Here is an 18,838-nt window from a genome sequence, read left to right as displayed (position 1 = left end):
ACATCGGTTCTAGGCATGAAAGGTGTGACGGCTGTGGCACGTCGTGTCACGGTGCCGGAGTCCGGCGCCAAGGAACTTATTCGTCAAGCGTACGAGGCCGGCGGGCCCTATCAGTGGACGCGGGAGGCGTGGCGCAACGCCGAAGAGTGCGGCGCCAGCCGCATTTTCTTCGGGTTGGAGCGCCAGGCCGCCGAGTCCAAAGGCAACCTCCGGATGATGATCTCCGACAACGGTAGCGGCATGGAACCGGACGAAATGCGAATCTTTATGACCAGCTTCGGTGGCGGCGGCAAGCCGATTGGCATCGACGGCAATTTTGGTCAAGGGTTCAAATCCTCGGTACTTCCATGGAACGCCTTACGGCGTCGTCGTGATCAGCTATACCCCTGAGTACTCCAACGGCTCGATGCTGTGGATCGAGCGTGACCCGGACGGCAACTACGCACTCCACGAATGGCAAGTCGAGGACGAAGAAACCGGCGAGATTAGGTACGAGGACGTGGTGGTCCCATTCGATGACCCGGACCACGGCTGCGACTGGTCCGCAGTCAAACCGTCGTGGCTGAAAGACCAGGGCACTGTCATCGTTCTGCTCGGCGACTCAGCGCACGCCGATACGATAGACGGCGACCCCGACCCCGCGCGAAAAGAGACGGCCGGTGGCATGGTCCGCTATCTCAACGGCCGGCTGCTGGACATACCCGAGCGCAAAGGTAAGCGGGTAGACACGACCATCGAGGACATCGAGTACCCGCGCGCCCGACCCGGTCGAAGCGCAAGCAAAGACACAGTCATCGAGCTGCCGTCGGGCAAGGCGATCGTACTTCACCAGCGCAAGGTCAACGGCCTGCGCAACTTCATTCCGACACAAGCCCAGTCCGGAGAAGTTATCGTCGACGAACACGGCACTCGCGTGGAGTGGACGTACGTGCCCGCGCCGACCCCACCAGTGTCCGGATCAGCCGACTACCGGACCGGTACCCCCGTCGTCTGCGTTGACTATCAGGGCGAGGCTTACCACGTCGAAGCCAAGCAGTCCCGATACCGACAATTCGGCGTCACCGATGAGATCCGCGGCCGCACCTGGCTGATCGTCAAGCCCCCGGTGTACAGCGATCAGGAGCCGACCAAGTGGGGTGTGCTCACGCACGCATCACGGTTCAGTCTGCACGCCAAGGGTGGAGGCGAGCTGCCATGGGACGCTTGGGGTGACGCGTTCTACGCGAAGTTCCCGGCCACATTGGCCCAAGCTCGCGACGAAGCCCGGAGCGCAAACACCGCCCAGACCGACCCGGCGATGGCGAAGAACCTTGCCCGGATACTCGACCGGCTCAACCCGCGATTCCGCGCCTCCCGGCTGCTGGCGGCAGCCGCCGGCAAACTGCGAGGAACCGACAGCGACGAGCGCGCCGGCAACCCGAACAAGCGGACGCCCCGGCCGTTCTCGCCTACGCCTCACCCACGACCGTCAGGAGGCGGGGGCGGCACGAAGGGCACTGGCAAAATCCTCACACCAGCCTCGACCGGCGACACCCGTGGCGAAACCAGCGACGTACGTGCCGGATACCCCGGCTATAAGTGGGACACGTTCGATGCCGAAGAAGCCATCTACCTCGCTCGCTTTGACGAGAACGACGACCTCAGAGAAGGCACTGTTGTCTTCCGAGGTGTCGTGCATCTGAACGATCGTCACCCTGTTTTTGTCGAAGATTTCCGCCACTGGACCCAGGACGTTTGGCCGAAGGCGGACAGCGACAAAGTGATCGACCTCATCCAGCGAATCTATGGCGAGGAGGCCGTGGCTCACGTTGTCCATGCTCGCCGACTCAGCGGCACCACTGTGGCCACCGATGCCAACGGACCAGTAATCATCGGCAAGGACGACGTCGAAAAACTGGTGAGCATCGTTGCACTGAGCTCGGCGATGCTCGGCCTGGTAAATGTCGAACAGCGCATCCTGACCGCCGGCGGTGGCCTTTTCGGGAAAGCAGCAGCCTGACCCTGTTCCGGTAGCGGTTCGCAGAGCCGCTACCGGAACACAGGATTGAAACAGATCCGTCAGTGGCCCACTTACACCGACGCGGCACGCCCGAGAGCTCGTTAGCGAGCACCAGGACGACCGTCTCGAAGCGTTCGACGTCTACCATTCCGGTTTAGTTCCTCTCGACCACTGGTCAGCCGAGATATCGCAGCCGCCGCTACGACGGCTAGCGCACGGGCCATAAGAGGCGGTACCGCATTGCCGACCTGCTTGAGCATCTGCCATTCACTTGATTTGAACACGAACCCATCATGGAACGACTGGAGGCGCGCAGCTTCACGCACCGTGATCCATCGGTGCAGCCACGGATGGACCCACTCAGACATATCCCGGTGCATTTGAGCAAGGATAGTATGGGACGGCTTCTCTGGATCCAGACGACGCCATTTCTCTGCTCGCGCACCCGACCATACACCGGGCGAAAGGGTTCTGCCGTTAGCTCCCGCTTTAAGACCTTGGATAAGCTCACGACGACGGTCCATCATACTTTTGGTATGATGATTATATAGTTGAACTGAAAGCCCCCCAAGGGCAGCCAACTTTAATTCGCTGGAGTACCAGTTTCCGTCGCGATCAAGACGATATTCTCGTCCGGGCTTTGTCACCCTCCTGCCAGATGGATACGGAAGTGGCCCATCATCTTCCGAAACCCCTTCCGGAAGATCTTGTAGTACTTTACCTACTGACGGCGTGGGTACACGCTCAGCTTCTAAGCTCTTTACAAGAAAGTCGCGTGCATCCATGCCGAGGTCATACTTGTCGCTCACGCCAAAAAAGATTGCCCGGCGACGCAGCTGCGCAACACCATAGTCACTCGCATATACAAGCGCCACGCCGGCATTCGAATAGCCGACGTTGGACAGTGCGGCTAGCACCTCGTCTTTAAAGCGACCACCCGCCAGCGCTAACATGTTTGGCACGTTTTCCATCAGGAAGACCTTGGGCTGCAGCACGGCTAACACCCTGACAAACTCTTGGTATAGAGTGTTTCGAGGGTCATCAACTGCCCTCGGGCCGATCTGACTGAACCCCTGGCACGGCGGTCCGCCGAAGACAAGGTCCGTCGGAGTCTGTTTAACATGAAGGAATCGCGGCCGCTCTCGACGCCATCCGACCGAGCCATCGTTCAGAAAGTCACAAACATCGCCATGAAACAGTGGAACCTCGGGGAAATTATGGCGATACGTCTCCACTGCATACCGATCGAGCTCGACAGCGGCGTGAACATCGAATCCACCAAGGCGAACCCCCTCGCAGAACCCACCGCACCCGGAGAAGAGGGAAACAGCGCGCAATGGAGTCAAGGTTTCTCCTCGTTCCCGGTTGACATCTCAGACAAAGGCGTGCAAGCTGTTGCAGCTTACATGGCAACTTCAGTTGAAGTGGACGATCAGAAAATTCGCTATCGCAAAGACTTGTCGTCGTGTGCGCACGAAACCGCAAGCGCGACCTTCCTCGCTGCCACAGCGGCGTCCTCGTGTTCCCAGACTCGCATGACAGTCCATCCGGCTTCTTGAAGCAGCTCGTCCGTCTGTCGGTCTCGCGTCTGGTTGCCCGTGATCTTGTCGTCCCAGTAGGCCGTGTTGGTTCGCGGAAGGCGGTAATGCTCAGGACATCCATGCCAGAAGCAGCCATCCACGAAGATCGCTACTCGCGCCTTCGGGAAGACAACGTCGGCGGTCCGACGGACCTCGGCAACCGGCCGAGCGCAAACACGAAACCGCAGGCCCATCGCGTGCAAAAGGGAACGAAGCACCTTCTCAGGCCGAGTGTCCCTGCTCCGACAGCCGAGCATCGTATGCCGTATGGCGTCGCTTGATGCCCAGCTCTCACGCTGACGAGGCAAACGACCGACCTCCTGACATCGCGACTTCGCCGACTGAACCCTGGCCGGTCACAGTCTATTTCGCGAGCCGACTCGGACGCCAGCGGGGCCGACCGGTCACCGCGCTGCGGCCTCGATCCGCCTACCGTGATCTGTTTCCAGCCGATGGCAACAGTCGCACAACGATGAGGTCAAGATACGTTCTCAGGGTCCGTAAACACCACGCCATCGCTCGGCCGAACGGGTGAGCAAAGGCTCCGGTCCCCGGCCAACTGCGCGATCATTGCTCGCTATCGTGAGCTTCGCCGCGTGCTCCTGCACCGCCTCACTCGTCTGATTGGGTGTAGCAAACTGCGGCCCGCGAGCGATCATGCGGAGGTGTGCGGACTACTTGGCTACGATCTCAAGGGCGTTGATGATTTGCGGCGACTTCACACCGTGAACGCCACTGGACATCGCTGTGGACATGAGGGGGAGGTGGACTAGTCGGTGGAGGGCACCCCCAAGTCGCTTCTCACCATCTCCGACGACTCAGGCACCGAGCAAGCCTCACCAGCATGGATGGACTCGTGGCAGATACTGGGGGCGCGGATGGCAAGAACGATCGCCAGCTATGTCCCTCGCCGGTTTCGCAAAGTGGTCATAGCTACGACGACTCCCAGCCGAGAGTATGCGGCTGTCATGGCCGCCCTCGGCATGGTGCGCATCTCGTACCGGGACCGGGTCTTACCCGGTGCCAATGACAACTTTCACCGGCTGGCATCACTACCACCGCACACGATGGTGCGAGCCGTGATGTCGGCCGGCGGGAAGGTTGAGGTCGGACCGGTGATGGGCACGGATTTAAAGGGCAATCTTCGGTTCGGCCGGAAAGCCTTGAGACCGTCTCATTGCGCAGACATCACACCCGCGCCATGGGCAAGACCCGACTACCGCGAGCGGAGGTACGACATCGAATATGATGCGGACTTTATTCGTAACATGGTGCCATCCGCACGGCCGGGCCTCTTTGCAACCGAAGGCCGGACTGCGTGCGTGGTGATGGGCCCGTTAACTGACCTTCAGGACGAGTTGAACCTACTAGTAGCCAGGACTAGCTCCGGCGCTCGACTGGGCCCGGTACATGCGATACTTCGGCCATTCGATAAGTACCAAGCGCAGGGCTGGCAAAGCGTAATCTGCGGAACGCATTCATTCGATTGGCCCCTCCCTGCGGCAGAACCCGGGCACCGCTTCCTCATCCTCGATGGTGCTGCAGCGGTGAATCGATGGTTCGGCAACATCGAGAATGCCGATATCGTCCTCGCACTTGTTCATCGGAACGACTCCTCTGCTGTCGCAGCCGCAGACGCTATCCTCAATGAGCGACGCAGTGCGCGAAGGCTCGAGATGCGCGAGATCGGCTGGACGCCGCCGTCGGGAGTAGAGGCAATCGCATTCGGACAGCCCACATGAGCAGATTAGAAGACGCAGTGGTCAAGTACTACGCGGCCTCACACTTGCGGGTCGAGAGGTCTGTCGTAGATGACCCCATCGTGCACGGTATTTGCACGGCCGTCTCGACCTTCGTTGCGCGGGTGGAGGAGCGCGGCCGCCCTGTTGTCTGGTCAGATGCGCGGAATGCCGCAGCTGCTCTGCGTTGGCGTCTACTCACCGAGCCACTTGCTGGCGCAGAAGGCATAAGTGTCGCACTCGGAGTTCTACGCACCGAAGTTCATCGACTCGCTGAGCGGGTAGACCAGGGCGTGCTGGAAGAGCTGCGTCGCCTTGTCACGGCAGCGGGAAGGCTCGAAGATGCCGAGGATCAGCTCGGTGATTCAATCGCTGCCGCTACAGTGAACACGCACGGAAGCGTATGTGTCGTGTCTGTAGGAGTCTCTGCTCGGCAGGCATTCCAGCGGCAGCTTAGCGCCCGCCTTCCAAGCGTTGCCTTCGTCAGCCCTCGGCAGTTCCTCAACGGTCCAGTCTGGAGGCGCGCGATCGTCGCCGGAATTTCGTCGTGGTTCGCGGACGAACTCTTTACAGCGCCGCGCTGTGTAGAGCTGGTGCTTGTTCACCATGCCTGGCTGCGGGACCGGAGCGTGGTCTCCGGACTATTCGCCACAGCTGGTGGTTCCGGTATCGAGCTGCCGCTGCCGGCTCAGCGCACGTCTAGCCGCGTATACGAGACCATCAGACCGCCAGCAGAAACAGTCGATTGGTCGGGCGTCGAGCCGGTCGGAGGCAAGCCCCAGGACGACGACCCCTCCGATGACGTTCCAGCCCACCTCGTCGCACTTGCCGGAGGGTACGGCTTCTACCTGGACGTCGATGCTGACACCATCCGTGGAGTCGATCCGGCCGCAGCTGCCGGGCACTGGGTACGACAACTACCGGCTTCTGAGCTCGATGTCGGGAGCATCGTTCTGCTGCGCAAAGGGATCAGTGAGCGTGACACGCTGCTGCCGAGGGTCAGCGCAGTCCTAGGTGATGACGAAGCAGTCGTTCGCGAGCAGCAAGATCTTTGGAAGTGTGCACTGCGCCATCATCTCGAGGCGGGTAAGCTACCAGCCATCCGGCGCGCACTGGACAGACCCCGACTCACGCTTACTTATGCCCGATACTGGGCCGGTAGAAACTGTATCAGCCCACGCCAACCGACTTTCGGCAGACTACTGGAATATCTTGAGACCAAGGATGTCGAGGCTTGTTTAAGCGCGGCGAGAAAGCTTCATTCCGCTCACCTCAAGGCCGGTCAGCAATTAGTCAAAGAGCTCGGAGACAGCGTTGACGAGGCTGTCATACGCCGGATGGACACTGAGGATACAGTGACGCTTTCGGTGGGAAGTGGCTCCGGCTCGCTCCAGATCACCCTTTTCAAGGTAATCGCAGTCTCACCGGAGACCACAACGGTACCCGCGTCTGCTCTCCGTACCGCGCTCCAGCTCAGGGGCGCCGAATGGCTCGCATGATCCCCTCGATCTTCGACCAGGACACGTCCAGCCCGGGCGAGCTCCGGCTCTTCGAGCGCTTCCAGTCCGCACCCGGCACCGAGGACTGGACCGTGCTCCATTCACTCGAACTTGCCGACCACCCGAGCCAGGTGTGCGGCGAGGTCGACTTTGTGGTGATTGTGCCGCAACTGGGTGTTTTGTGCATCGAGGTCAAGGCCCACAAGCGGATTGGTCGAGACTCCGACGGCAACTGGCTTCTTGGCAGACAACCGCCCACTCCCCGAAGCCCGTTCAAACAGGCCGACGAACAAATGCGCGCCATTATGACTTTTCTCCGCAAGTCCGATCCTGCGCTCGCAGCCGTACCAGTGCTGTGTGCAGTCTGGTTCACGAACTGCAGAGCCCGGTTGCCCCGGAGCGTGGAGTGGCACGACTGGCAGCTGCTCGACCAAGATGACCTTGCACGCCCAGTCGCGACTGCGGTGACCGAGGTGCTCACCAGGGGTCGTACACACCTCTTGCGGAAGGCAAGTGGCCTCCGACGTGAAGCCCCCAACGAACGTACGTGCAAGCTGCTTGTTCGCACATTGAGACCCGAATTCGAGCTCGCCGTCTCATCGGAATCCCTGCGATCTGAACGTGCACAGCAAGTGCTTCGCTTCACAGAAGAGCAATATGACGCACTGGATGTGATGGAGCGAGAAGCTCGCGTGCTATTCACGGGTGCGGCTGGCACAGGCAAGACTTTTCTGGCACTGGAAGAAGCGCGAAGAAGCGTACGCCGTGGCCGATCTGTACTGCTCGTTTGCTTCAGTAAGCTTCTGTCCGATTGGCTGAAAGGCGTTGTTCCCTCTGGTGTCCGGGTCGAAACGCTGCATGCTCTCATGTGTAGAGAATCTGGTGTGCGTCCACCCGACGACGCGTCCGACACATGGTGGCGCAAGGAGCTCCCGGAGCTGGCGCTCGAAGCGATGCTCGACAGTGCAGCTCAGCCAGCTGACATGCTTCTAGTCGACGAGGCCCAAGACTTAATGGATCCATCATATCTAGATGTTCTTGACTTGGCGGTCAAAGGCGGACTGTCTTCCGGGACATGGCGCATGTTTGGCGATTTCGAGCGCCAAGCAATTTTCGGGAGCACCAAGGGGCATAGTAGCCTAAGCACACGTTCCGCTGACGCCGTTGAAGCCGTCCTCCGGCGCAATTGTCGCAACACGCCGAGAGTCGGCCGCATGGCGGCGACGCTGGCTGCCCTGGCGCCGGGATACCAAGGCTTCCGCCGGCCTGACGACGGCGTCAACGTCGCATTCGCCCTCTACGCAAGCGCGAGTGACCAAGAACGGCTCCTGCTGACCCACCTGAAGCGGCTCCACCGCGAGGGCTACGCTCATGACGAGATTGTCATACTCTCGGCCAAGGCGGACGGCGTTGCAGCCAGGAGCCGAGATGTCCCGCTCTCTCAATGGGTCGCACCGGTCGGTAGTACAACACTCCGTCGGGCACGCTACTGCACGGTGCACGCATTCAAGGGTCTCGACGCTCCAGCTGTCATCGTCACTGATGTCGAGAACCTGCAGGGGCGCGCGGCGCAAGACCTACTCTACATAGCAATGACACGGAGCACCGGGGCCCTCTGCCTCCTCGTAAACCGCAATGCGGGCCCAGCCGTCGCAGATCTTCTCACGAAGGAGATGTCCGATGCCTGACTTCATCCGAGCCCGAGAGCATATTCAAGCCGCGCTCACTGCCGAACTTATCGGTCCGAAGCCCGCTGGTAAGCCTCTTGACACGTCGGCCCAACCTCGGTTTTCTGCGTGGGAGCAGGCACGTGGGCCATGGCACGACAAGAGAACCGGGGAAGAAATCCTCACTGAGGCAGGACCTACGACTCGCTATGGCGTGGGAGTCTTGTTCAACCCGCAGTCGCCCACAGAAAACGGCACGAGCAATACAGATGAGGACAGTATCCCGCAAGACAAGGAGATGCCCGAAGCCGACTTCGAGAAATTGAGCGCCAGCTTGAATGCCTCACTCCAGGGAGCAAACACCAGGACAGCTGACGACGACGACTTCGACCTAGGGAACGCCAATACCTATCGACCGAATACCATGGGAATAACCTGCCAGGTATGGCTTCCCGCAGGTAGCCGTGTCGAACTATCAGGCACGTTTGGCCGGTATCACGAATTAACAGTCCACATCGGTTCGGCAGAGCGCTCCTGGTACCGGCGCGAGCCCGTCACTATTCGATCAATATTCACTGCAGCCGACCTCACAGCGCATCCGGGCCGGCGAACAGTCCGAGAGGACGTCTCGCAAGGTGAACGGGTCGGGGATGAGGGCCTAGATATCGCAGTCGGCGCGTACAGCAGACCGATAGGCGACAACACCGACGATCGACTCATCACATTCTATGTCGAAAACCGGACTCGCGGACGTAAGGACCTCGCCAGTCTATTCCAGAGCGGATTCAAGGTCACCGCCCAGGACGGCGCGGCAATCCTGCCTTATAGGTCGGCCGCAGAAGACCTCTCCGATGATCCGGAGAAGGCAAGCATCGCAATGCTGTACCGCCACCATAAGATGTATGCGGTTGGACACGGATGTGCCGCGGACTGGGGCGGCGAGGTCGGTGGTGACCGTTTGACATGGGCTGAAGCAACAGTCCTTCCCACATTCGAGACACCGAGTATCACGCCGGTGATCAAGCTTCGCGACCGCAGCGAGCTCCTTGTCGACATGCGCGCACTGGCGGACGACCGCCAGCTACCGCAGGCGCGCCAGCAGATCGACACGCTTCTGGCCGCGTATCAGGAGTGGATCGAAGATCGTCGCAACGAGATAGCGAAGCTGCCAGCACATATGATGCCAACCGCAGAAACTCATCTAAGCGAATGCGAAGCGGCGTTGCACAGGATGCGGGCCGGATGGCGACTCGTGGAAGATTCCCATGACGTTCGTAAAGCTTTCCAACTCGCCAATCGTGCGATGCTGACCCAGCAGTCACGATCGAGCGAACCGGTGCGCAATCTGACCCTTGGACCCGAAGGCGAGTTTATTTTTTCTGGCGCCCCGCCGACATCGGAGCCGCACAACGGCCGCGGCTTTTGGCGGCCGTTCCAGATCGCCTTCTTTCTCGCCGTCCTTGATTCGATAGCCGACAGTGACAGCGAGTACCGGGATACAGTTGATCTGATCTTTTTTCCGACCGGCGGCGGAAAGACTGAAGCCTACTTGGCAGTTGCGGCGTTCACGATATTCCTGCGCCGCCTCCGCGACCAAACCGACACCGGCACAGAAGTCTTCATGCGATACACTCTTCGACTCCTGACTACTCAGCAGTTTTTAAGGGCGTCTGCGCTAATTTGTGCTATGGAGGAACTTAAAGAGCGCACTCCTGAGCTTGGCGAAGAAGAGTTCTCAATTGGAATCTGGGTAGGCGGTACCAGCACTCCGAACAACCGCAAGGATGCTGTCTCCAAGCTTGCAAAGATGCCGAGCGGCGCAGAGAATCCATTTCTTCTTCTGCGCTGCCCTTGGTGCAATGCTGCCTTCGGTGCGATCCGCGATCAGCAGGCGGGTAGAAAGAAATACGCCATTGCCGGCTACCGCAAGATTGGCGCGAGCGTTCGGTTTCAGTGCTCAGATTCGAAGTGTCACTTCTCTCGGCGCCCTCTGCCGGTATACGTAGTGGACGATGACTTGTACGCCGCGCGACCGAGTCTCGTTATTGGGACAGTCGACAAGTTCGCGCTGCTCGCCTGGAAGCCCGATGCACGTGCACTGTTCGGGCTTGACTCCGCTGGTCGGCGCAACGCTTCGCCTCCCGGCCTGATCATCCAGGACGAGCTACACTTGATCTCAGGCCCACTCGGCTCAATGTCCGGACTTTACGAGGCTGTCATCGAAGATCTATGCATCAACGACGACAGCCCCAGCCCGACGAAGCCGAAGATCGTGGCCTCGACTGCGACGATCCGCCGGTACCGGGAACAAGTCCGCAACCTGTACGGACGTAAAGACACACGGCTCTTCCCCCCACACGGTCTAACCGCAGATAATTCGTTTTTTGCGACATGGGCCCGCAGAGAGGATGGAAGCCTCCTCCACGGTCGACGATACCTGGGTGTTCATGGCCCAGGTCTCGGGTCGATGCAAACGGCGCAGGTGCGGACCGCCTCGGCACTTCTCCAAGCTCCCATGGAGCTGCCCGCGAACGAGCGTGATCCATGGTGGACATGTCTGACTTTCTTCAACAGCCTGCGCGAGCTAGGTAACACACTGACCCTCTTCCAGGCGGACATTCCGACGTATCTCGGTGGTGTCAACAACCGCGACGGCCTGGACAGGAACCACCAGCGATGGCCGCGCCGGCCGCTCGAGCTGACGAGCAGACTCCGGAACGACGAAGTACCACGTGCGATCGCCGCGCTCGAGGTCGGCCTCGGCGAGCAAGGTTGCATTGACGTCTGCCTCGCCTCGAACATCATCGAGGTCGGTATTGACATTGACCGACTGTCGCTCATGACGGTAGTCGGCCAGCCGAAGACCACGTCGCAGTACATCCAAGTAACCGGTCGGGTCGGGCGACGTTGGGAGGAGCGCCCTGGCCTCGTCGTTACGCTTTATGGTGCTGCAAAGCCAAGAGATCGCTCGCACTACGAGCGCTTCCGCACCTTTCACGAACGGCTGTACGCTCAAGTCGAACCAACCAGCGTAACACCCTTCGCGCTGCCGGTGCTGGAACGAGCCGTCCACGCGGCCCTGGTCGCCTATGTACGGCAGAGGGGGCCGCAAAGTCTCAAACCCTACCCAGTCCCTGCGGATGAGATCGACAGGGCCGCCGACTTACTGAGGCAGCGTGCCCGCCTTCTCGACGGAGTGGACCTCGACGACCTCGATAGAGTCCTGGCCCGGCGCGTGAACCAGTGGAAGCACTGGGAGCGGACCAAGTGGGACGCCAACCCAGACCGTGGCGATCCGAACAACGGACTTATCCGCTACCCGGGAACCACGGTCGAGGAAAAGGTTCGCGGACGAACGTGGGAGACGCCGACGTCCATGCGCAATGTGGACGCGAATTGCAGGATCGAAGTGACATCCAGCTACGCTTACAAGCCAGTTGGCGACTCGGACGGAGATGACGACGAATGAGGCAGGCGATGGAGGGAGTCATCCGGCGTTCGCAGCTCATTGCCCCTTTCGGCGTCGGTGCGATGAGCGTACTGGCGAATGGAACGTCTGTCATCGGTGCGGGGCTCGACCACTGGTTCAGTAGACCAGAGCACACCGACCTGGACCTTGCAGAGTTCGAATTGAGCGAGTGGCGACTGCAGCAGCGGTTGAAGGTTGGCGGGTTCCGTCTGCCACCGGACTTGCGGACACACGAATCTTCTGGCAGCCGCGCAGTTAACGTAGGCTTGACGGTACCCTTTTTGCGCTTCCCGACCTGGAGCTTCTGCCCCTTCTCCGGCTGCAAGCGGCTCGCACAGCATCCCCTATCGCTGCAGGAGAAGCCGGCATGCAATGCGGAGGTTCACGCAGACCAAAAGTACGACAGTCTCATGGTCCAGGTTTCGTTTGTTGCGATCTGCGAAAATGGACATATTATGGACTTCCCGTGGCGAGAATGGGTGCACCAAGACGTCAGCCCTACCTGCCGCGGCGAGCTAAAGCTGATATCGACGGGCGGCGGGACTCTCGACGGGCAGCGTGTCGAGTGCGAATGCGGGGTGAGGCCACGGACACTGCGCGACGTGACAATGGTGAACCCGGACGGATCCTCGCGACTGACTTCCAACCTCCAGCGTGGACAAGAGTTTCCCTGTCCCGGACGCATGCCTTGGCACGGTGCCCATAGCTCGCAGCCATGCGGTGTTCCAATCCGGGCAAGCCTGCGAGGAGCATCCAACGTCTACTTCGCACAGGTTGCTAGCTCGATCTACTTACCACAGCACACGACTGGCGTTCAGGATGCGCTCGACGTCCTTCGCCAGCAGACCGTCGGTTCCGTTGTAAGCGCACTCCTCGAACTAGGGCACCAGTTAACTCCTGAAACGGTGAGGAAGTACGCCGGGGCCCAGAGCGCGACAATTTCGGACGACGACATCCGGGAAGCACTTGCGGTCATGCAAGGCGAGATGGCTGCAGAAGGCCGGGCAGACAGCGCAGACGTCGGTGAACAGGAATTTCGCCGCCCGGAATTCCAGATGTTGCGGGAGACCAGCTCAAACGAGTCACTGCGCATTAGTGCGATCGACCACGACGCCTACGGTGACGACCTCGGCGACTGGCTGGACCGCGTCACGCTGGTGGATCGACTCCGCGAGACCCGTGCCTTGTGGGGATTCTCCCGAGTCTACCCGCGAGCCCCGACGCGGGAGGCTGGCAAAGCGATGCTGCGCGCCGCCCCTGTCGACTACTCGGACCAATGGCTTCCTGCGTACGAAGTCTATGGGGAAGGGATCTATCTGGAGTTCGACGCGGACAGAGTCGCAGCTTGGGAGTCGCGGTCCAGCGTCGTCAGCCGTGTCGCGAAGCTACTCCAGCAGCGCGAAGCAGCCGCGCGCGGGAATACTTTGTCAGGACCTCTAACCGCGCGAATGGTATTGATTCACACCTTTGCCCACCTACTTATCAATCAGTTGGTGTTCGAATGCGGATATAGCTCGGCGGCACTCCGCGAGAGGCTGTTCGTCTCAGAAGCTCCCAATGCCATGGCAGGCCTGCTCATCTACACGGCATCCGGCGACTCCGAGGGCACGATGGGCGGGCTCGTACGTATGGGCAGACCCGGACGCCTCGAACCTGTCCTGCGTGCGGCACGCGAGAATGCGACATGGTGTGCATCCGACCCCGTGTGCATGGACCTCGGCGAGTCCGGGCAAGGTCCGGAATCCTGTAACCTTGCGGCATGTCACAGCTGCACCCTGCTTCCTGAGACGGCGTGCGAGGAGTTCAACCGCTTCCTCGACAGAGCGATGCTCGTCGGCACGATGACCGATCCGGAGACGGGGTTCTTCAACTAACGTTAATTAGATGGGTCGGAATTCTCGTCGATCAATCTTGGAGCTCGACATCCGGAAACAGCGACTGCAGCCCAATATCGCTCTAACGAAGTCTATGGGCGGCACGCCGCCCGGGGCAAATGCATGGTACTCATCGCCGCCTCAGCGGAAATTCGACGTGCCGGCCAACGTTCACCCGACTCTGTTGTGAGAAAATCACAGTTCTCGATCCAAGGTTTTATCAACGAATCATGGGGTCGAAGGCCGCCTAATAGTCACGACGACGGAGTCTGTTAGAGCCTCCTAGGAATGATCGGTGCCCGGCCCCCACATCATGTAATCACCTTGTCGACTCATTGTCCTGCTGCCATCCGTGACGTCCACGCGGAACGTACCGGAGATCAAGATCACGAGCGTGGTGCGCTGGTCGTCCGATGTCCAGTGCAAGCGCCTCTCCCGCGCATTGTGATGCGCCCACTTCACTTCGACGTCGCTGGTAGCACGGCCGCCGTGCGATGGGTCAATGAAGTGGCCCACCAGCCATCCGCGAGTGTCGGCTGAGTCGTCGTTGGCGTTGCCAGCTGTCCAACTGCCGTTGGCGGGTTCGTCGCCCATTCGGTTACCTCCTGGCTTCAGTACTCCAGCACCAGCGCGTAGCTGCCCGATTGCTTGCATCTGATCGAAGCCGACATCTGATGCAGATGCGACCGGACTCGCACCCTGTGTTCCAACAGCCTCTCGTTGGAAGGATCAGCAGCGATCGCTGCAGCCGCGGGTGAGATCGGCCGTCACACGCCGTGCCCGATGTCTGTCACACCGTCTCGCCTGGCGTGACGGCTCGAAAGACCGGCCGACCTGCGGAAACTATTCCTGTGACGGCTGTCGCTGCTGTCGCACCGCTCGTCACAACTGATCGTCCGAGCTTTCGCGTGCTGGCATTCGAGACGCTGCTCGTGCCCGTCACAGCCCGACGTCGCCCCGAGGGCGCCGCGTGGTCGGGAGGAGTTTGACAGCGGCGAACGCGACCCGGCTCAGCGCGCCGACGTGCTCTGCGAACCTATCCCAGCCGAGATACGTCAAGCGGAGCTTCTTACGGTCTCCCTGGGAGCGGATCTCCAGATACCCCGCCGCCCGCAGGCACTCGACATGCGTCACGAAGGATCGTTCACCAAGCTGCAGAGCGCTCCGAACGGCGATGTCGTCGCTCCACTCGCCGTCGGCGAGTAGGCACGCAATGAACAGCCGAACCGGCATGAGCAACAGCGGGTCGAGTTCCTGCTGAAACGTCGGCAGAACGGCCCGTACTGGTGGTGTCACGACTCGGCCGCCGGGAGTTCGCTGGTGGGGCGCGGTGAGCGCTGGAGGCAGATCAAACACGGCATGCCGAGCGGGCGTTCCAGCAGCTCCAGTTCGCCGGGGCCGAACGTGGCGTCGCAGTACGCGGTCAGACGCTCCGGCATGGCGGCGTCGGCCGGCAGCGGGAACAGGTGGACGACGCGGCGGGTCTCGCCCACGGTGCCGGGCAGCGGGCGCGCGATGATCAGCCTGGTCGTCATCGCTCGCTCCGCCGCTCGTGGCGTCCGGCGAGGGCGGGTGCGATCGGCGCGCTACCCGCCCCCGCCGAAGTCTGGAACCCGCGAGCGCGAGAAGTGCGGGCGCTGTGCGAGTGGGCCTGTTCAGGCACGTTGACCTGCGGGACGTGCTGGAAGAGTCGACGCCAGCGTGACGGCTTACGGTGCCGCGGTGGGTGAAGGCGCTGTTCGACCGTCGGGAGCGTGGTCCGAGCCGCCAGGAACGCGCGGCAGCGGACACACGGCCGGCCGGGCGCGACGAGCATCGACGTCGGCAGCACGACGTGCCCGCACAGCCCCTCGTATCGGCCGAGCGCGTCGCGCCAGCCCCGGGAGAACTCCTCGTCGGTCACCGCGTGGTCGCGGCCGTCGATGTCGCTCCTGTGCCAGCTCACGTACAGCCCAGCGGCCCTCCCCTGCCGTACTACGTCGCTCACGTGCCCCTCCGCTACCTACCGGCTGACCAGCCACTACGGGCTGTAGAATCTGAAATCAGCCTGACTTGTGCGCTCATATAAGCGCCAGGTCACGCGGACGACTTAGCGAGGACATATCGCGAGTGGCACGTCAGGAGGGCGGAGATGGCAGCCGAGGACGGAACCGACGACCTGACGCGCACCGTTCTGGAGCTGAAGCTCCGTGAGCGGAGTCAGACGCTCGCCGAGTTCGTCGAGGATGCCGAGCGGTTCGCGCGCACGTTCGGCGAGACCGGCACGCTCAGCGTGCGGCACCTGCAGCGCCTGATCTCGGGACGCAAGCCGGACGGGCGTCCGCGGCCGGCCACTGCCCGCCTGCTCGAACGGATGCTTGGTCTCCCGATTGACGACTTGCTGTCCTCACCCGATGTCGTCCGCGGGCCGGTCGAGGCGGCTGAAGAGGAGTTGCGGCAGCGGCTCAGCGCTGCCCGCCGCGTGAACGCCGACGTCCTCGCCTTGCTTGAGGACCAGTTGACCGCGGTACGCCGTCTTGACCGGCAGCTGGGTGCCTCGACGGCGCACGAAGAGGTGTCCACAAAGGTCCGGCAGATCACGCGCCTGCGCTCGCACAGCCTGACTCCGGGGGTTCGGAGCCAGCTCGGAGCCCTGCTCGCCGAGTTCGGCACGCTCGCCGGCTGGCAGCAGCTCGACATGGGGTTCGTCGGCGACTCCTGGCAGTTCTACGAGCGAGCCAAAGCGGCCGCCCGCGAGTCCGGTGACGCGGCGTTCGAGGTGCACACGGCCGCTGAACAGGCTTTCGTGCTGATCGACGTCGAGGAGACAGCATCAGCCGTCGAGCTGCTGCAGGCCACCGAGCAGCGGGCCCAGCGCGTTGCTGGCCGTCTGCTGAGGTCGTGGCTCGCTGCCGCACACGGCGAAGCCCTCGCAGCGGACGGGCAGCGCTCGGCGAGCATGCGTGCCTTCGACCGCGCCGCGGGGTTGTTGCCAGCCGATGTGTCCGCGGTGGACGGTCCTTATGTCGTCCTCGATCCAGTCCATCTGGCGCGCTGGCGTGGACACGCGCTCGCCAGGGTCGGCGAGCCGGACGCCGTTGACGTGCTCTCCACAGCGTTGAGCCGTCTCGATCCGACGTTCACCCGCGCGGAGACGGGTTTGCGAGTGGACCTGGCGACGGCGTTCTTTGCGATGGGTGAGCGCGTTGAGGGACGCGCGCACGCTCAGCGTGCTCGGACTTTGGCCGTCGAAATCGGTTCTGTCCGGCAGCAACGTCGGATCGCTCGGCTGATCGGGCTGGCGAACTGAAGGGCGGTACGAGCGGGAGCCGCCAGCCCGTAGGCTCGCGGCGTGGCTGAGGAACATGGGTCGTGGAAGACGTTCGGTGAGCGGCTGGTCTACGACAACAAGTGGGTCAAGGTCGGGCTGACCGACGTCGAGGCGCCGAACGGTGAACGCTGGGACTACCACGTCGTGCACCTGGCCAGGATCGCCATAGCGCTGATCGTGAACGACCAGGATGAGGCGCTGATGCTGTGGCGCTACCGCTTCGCTACCGAGCAGTGGGGCTACGAGCTGCTGGGCGGCATGGTCGACGACGGCGACGACTCCGCTGGCACCGCCGCTCGTGAGGCGGCCGAGGAGTCCGGCTGGCAGCCTGTGGGCGAGCCCGAGCACCTGGTGAGCTTCGAGCCGCTTCCCGGCCAGGTCACCGCCCCGGTCGACGTGTACCTGTGGCGTCAGGCCGAGCACATCGGCGACCCGACCGACACCGAAGAGGTCGGCCGGGTTGAGTGGGTGCCGCTGTCGCGGGTCAACGAGCTTGCGCAGCGTCAGGAACTGCTCGGCTCCGGCACGCTGGTGTCGCTGCTCTACTACCTCAACTCACGCCGGGCGTGAGCCGGGCAGTACGAGCCGTTCGAGGCGGCGACGCAATCGCACGGAACCAACCTGGGAGATGACCCGCCGGGCCTGCAGTGCGTAGGTCCTGGCGGCCTCCCGGTCGCCCGCTGCGCTGTAGGCGTGGGCGAGATCCACATACACCGCGGCGCCAGCCCGGACGAACGACGTCGATCCGATGCCCTCGACCACACGCTCGAGGTGCTCGATCGCTTCCGGCGCGCCGAGGTGGACCAGGCCGTTTCCGCGCCAGCGGTCGAGGTGGCTGCCGCCGAGGAAGACGAACGGCAGCTCGGGGTGCACGACCTCGTTCGGCAAGAGCGTGTCGGCTTCGTCGAACGAGCGAAGGGCGTCGTCCCGGTGGCCGGCGATCGCATGGCCCTCCCCTTCGGCGGCCGCGAGCCACGCTCGCAGCAGCTCAGGAGCATGTTCGCCGATCGACCGCGCTTCCGCGAACAGGGCGAGCGCGTCCTCGACGTTGCCCACGTCGATGAGGACGAATGCCTGCTCGGCGGTGGCGTGGGCGAGCAAGGCTGCCGAGCCGGACTCCGTCGCGGCGTACTTCGCGCGTTCGTAGTGCGTCCACGCCTGGTCGAGCGCGCCGATGTCGAGCGAGTTCCAGCCGGCCAGCGTCGATGCCTCGACCAACACACCGGCCAGCGGAGCGCGGTCGCGGCGCAAGATCGTGTGCCTGAGCAGGCCCTCTACCTCGGCGATCTGACCACGGAGCCGTTCGAGCCGCGCCGCCGACCCGAACCGGCGGTCGGCGTGTCGGACGCTGATCACCTCTTCGCGGAACAGCTCGATCGTCTGCTCGTCCACCCTGCGGGCGATGATCAGCCGCTCGGCGAGTTCGTCGCCGGACGGACCGCCGAAGTCTCCCGACGGGAATCCGAGGTCGTCGTCGGTCCGGCCGTAGATCTCGCGCAAGACCGCTCGCATCGGGGGTTCGGGCATCACGTGCCCGTTCTCCCATCGGGAGATGTCCGTCTTTCTGCTCGGAACCGAACGCTCCGGCAGTCCGTGGGCCGCGGCGCGGGCGTTGATGGCTCGCGCGAGCTTTTCTTGACTCCAGCCGAGCGCATTGCGCGCCGCCTGCAGCGCAGTTGTCGAGGTCATGACCTGACCGCC

General features: G+C 62.2%; 16 protein-coding genes. 9 read left to right on the top strand and 7 right to left on the bottom strand.

Annotated elements, in window-relative coordinates:
* Positions 1 to 33 precede the first annotated feature (33 nt).
* Both BM362_RS47180 and BM362_RS43800 read left to right on the top strand, forming a co-directional pair.
* Complete coding sequence (locus tag BM362_RS47180) at positions 34 to 390, top strand: ATP-binding protein (RefSeq protein WP_143132643.1); 357 nt, start codon at positions 34 to 36, stop codon at positions 388 to 390.
* Positions 371 to 1,999: a hypothetical protein gene (locus tag BM362_RS43800; protein ID WP_093577156.1), complete on the top strand. Its 1,629-nt coding sequence runs from the start codon at positions 371 to 373 to the stop codon at positions 1,997 to 1,999. The genes BM362_RS47180 and BM362_RS43800 overlap by 20 nt, the downstream gene beginning before the upstream one ends.
* A 101-nt stretch (positions 2,000 to 2,100) precedes the next feature.
* Here BM362_RS43800 and BM362_RS43795 read toward each other — a convergent pair whose 3' ends face one another.
* Together BM362_RS43795 and BM362_RS43790 are read right to left on the bottom strand one after the other, a co-directional pair.
* Positions 2,101 to 3,336 (bottom strand): DNA cytosine methyltransferase, encoded by a 1,236-nt coding sequence (locus tag BM362_RS43795; RefSeq protein ID WP_093577155.1) that lies wholly within the window; start codon positions 3,334 to 3,336, stop codon positions 2,101 to 2,103.
* Positions 3,337 to 3,443: 107 nt separating this feature from the next.
* Positions 3,444 to 3,836 (bottom strand): very short patch repair endonuclease, encoded by a 393-nt coding sequence (locus BM362_RS43790; protein ID WP_093577154.1) that lies wholly within the window; start codon positions 3,834 to 3,836, stop codon positions 3,444 to 3,446.
* A gap of 711 nt (positions 3,837 to 4,547) precedes the next feature.
* Here BM362_RS43790 and BM362_RS47175 point away from each other — a divergent pair.
* The 5 genes from BM362_RS47175 to drmB are packed head-to-tail and all read left to right on the top strand — an operon-like array spanning position 4,548 to position 13,827.
* On the top strand, positions 4,548 to 5,321 hold the full coding sequence (locus BM362_RS47175) for a hypothetical protein (protein WP_143132642.1): 774 nt from the start codon (positions 4,548 to 4,550) through the stop codon (positions 5,319 to 5,321).
* A gap of 17 nt (positions 5,322 to 5,338) precedes the next feature.
* Entirely contained in the window at positions 5,339 to 6,817 is a 1,479-nt protein-coding gene (locus tag BM362_RS47170) for a hypothetical protein (RefSeq protein ID WP_143132641.1), read from the top strand.
* Positions 6,814 to 8,505, top strand: a complete 1,692-nt coding sequence (locus tag BM362_RS43785; protein ID WP_167545667.1) for a nuclease-related domain-containing DEAD/DEAH box helicase — start codon at positions 6,814 to 6,816, stop codon at positions 8,503 to 8,505. The genes BM362_RS47170 and BM362_RS43785 overlap by 4 nt, the downstream gene beginning before the upstream one ends.
* A complete protein-coding gene (locus tag BM362_RS43780; protein ID WP_093577152.1) occupies positions 8,498 to 11,953 on the top strand; it encodes a helicase-related protein in 3,456 nt (1,151 codons plus the stop codon). The genes BM362_RS43785 and BM362_RS43780 overlap by 8 nt, the downstream gene beginning before the upstream one ends.
* A gap of 8 nt (positions 11,954 to 11,961) precedes the next feature.
* Positions 11,962 to 13,827: a DUF1998 domain-containing protein gene (drmB, locus tag BM362_RS43775; protein WP_208865524.1), complete on the top strand. Its 1,866-nt coding sequence runs from the start codon at positions 11,962 to 11,964 to the stop codon at positions 13,825 to 13,827.
* Between the two features lie 282 nt (positions 13,828 to 14,109).
* Here the strand turns inward: drmB and BM362_RS43770 are convergent, their stop codons facing one another.
* The 4 genes from BM362_RS43770 to BM362_RS43755 all read right to left on the bottom strand — a co-directional run bounded on the left by BM362_RS43770 (position 14,110) and on the right by BM362_RS43755 (position 15,814).
* A complete protein-coding gene (locus BM362_RS43770) occupies positions 14,110 to 14,421 on the bottom strand; it encodes a signal peptidase I (protein WP_093577151.1) in 312 nt (103 codons plus the stop codon).
* Between the two features lie 345 nt (positions 14,422 to 14,766).
* Positions 14,767 to 14,961 carry a hypothetical protein gene (locus BM362_RS49760; RefSeq protein ID WP_244287482.1) on the bottom strand — a complete coding sequence of 65 codons (195 nt, stop codon included), beginning with the start codon at positions 14,959 to 14,961 and terminating at the stop codon, positions 14,767 to 14,769.
* 158 nt (positions 14,962 to 15,119) lie between these two features.
* A complete protein-coding gene (locus BM362_RS43760) occupies positions 15,120 to 15,362 on the bottom strand; it encodes a hypothetical protein (RefSeq protein WP_093577150.1) in 243 nt (80 codons plus the stop codon).
* A complete protein-coding gene (locus BM362_RS43755) occupies positions 15,359 to 15,814 on the bottom strand; it encodes a hypothetical protein (protein ID WP_093577149.1) in 456 nt (151 codons plus the stop codon). Before BM362_RS43755 ends, BM362_RS43760 begins: the two co-directional genes overlap by 4 nt.
* A 144-nt stretch (positions 15,815 to 15,958) precedes the next feature.
* On the opposite strand from BM362_RS43755, the gene BM362_RS43750 reads away from it, so the two are divergent.
* Together BM362_RS43750 and BM362_RS43745 are read left to right on the top strand one after the other, a co-directional pair.
* Entirely contained in the window at positions 15,959 to 17,116 is a 1,158-nt protein-coding gene (locus BM362_RS43750; protein WP_093577148.1) for an NsdA family TPR-like regulatory protein, read from the top strand.
* Between the two features lie 42 nt (positions 17,117 to 17,158).
* Positions 17,159 to 17,707, top strand: a complete 549-nt coding sequence (locus tag BM362_RS43745) for an NUDIX hydrolase (protein ID WP_093577147.1) — start codon at positions 17,159 to 17,161, stop codon at positions 17,705 to 17,707.
* Here BM362_RS43745 and BM362_RS43740 read toward each other — a convergent pair.
* A complete protein-coding gene (locus tag BM362_RS43740) occupies positions 17,693 to 18,826 on the bottom strand; it encodes an NsdA family TPR-like regulatory protein (RefSeq protein ID WP_244287481.1) in 1,134 nt (377 codons plus the stop codon). The two genes, BM362_RS43745 and BM362_RS43740, sit on opposite strands and share 15 nt — an antisense overlap.
* Positions 18,827 to 18,838: the final 12 nt, after the last annotated feature.

This window comes from Amycolatopsis rubida (assembly GCF_900115345.1).
GTDB classification, from domain to species: Bacteria; Actinomycetota; Actinomycetes; order Mycobacteriales; family Pseudonocardiaceae; genus Amycolatopsis; species Amycolatopsis rubida.
This window is presented reverse-complemented; position numbering and strand designations above follow the sequence as displayed.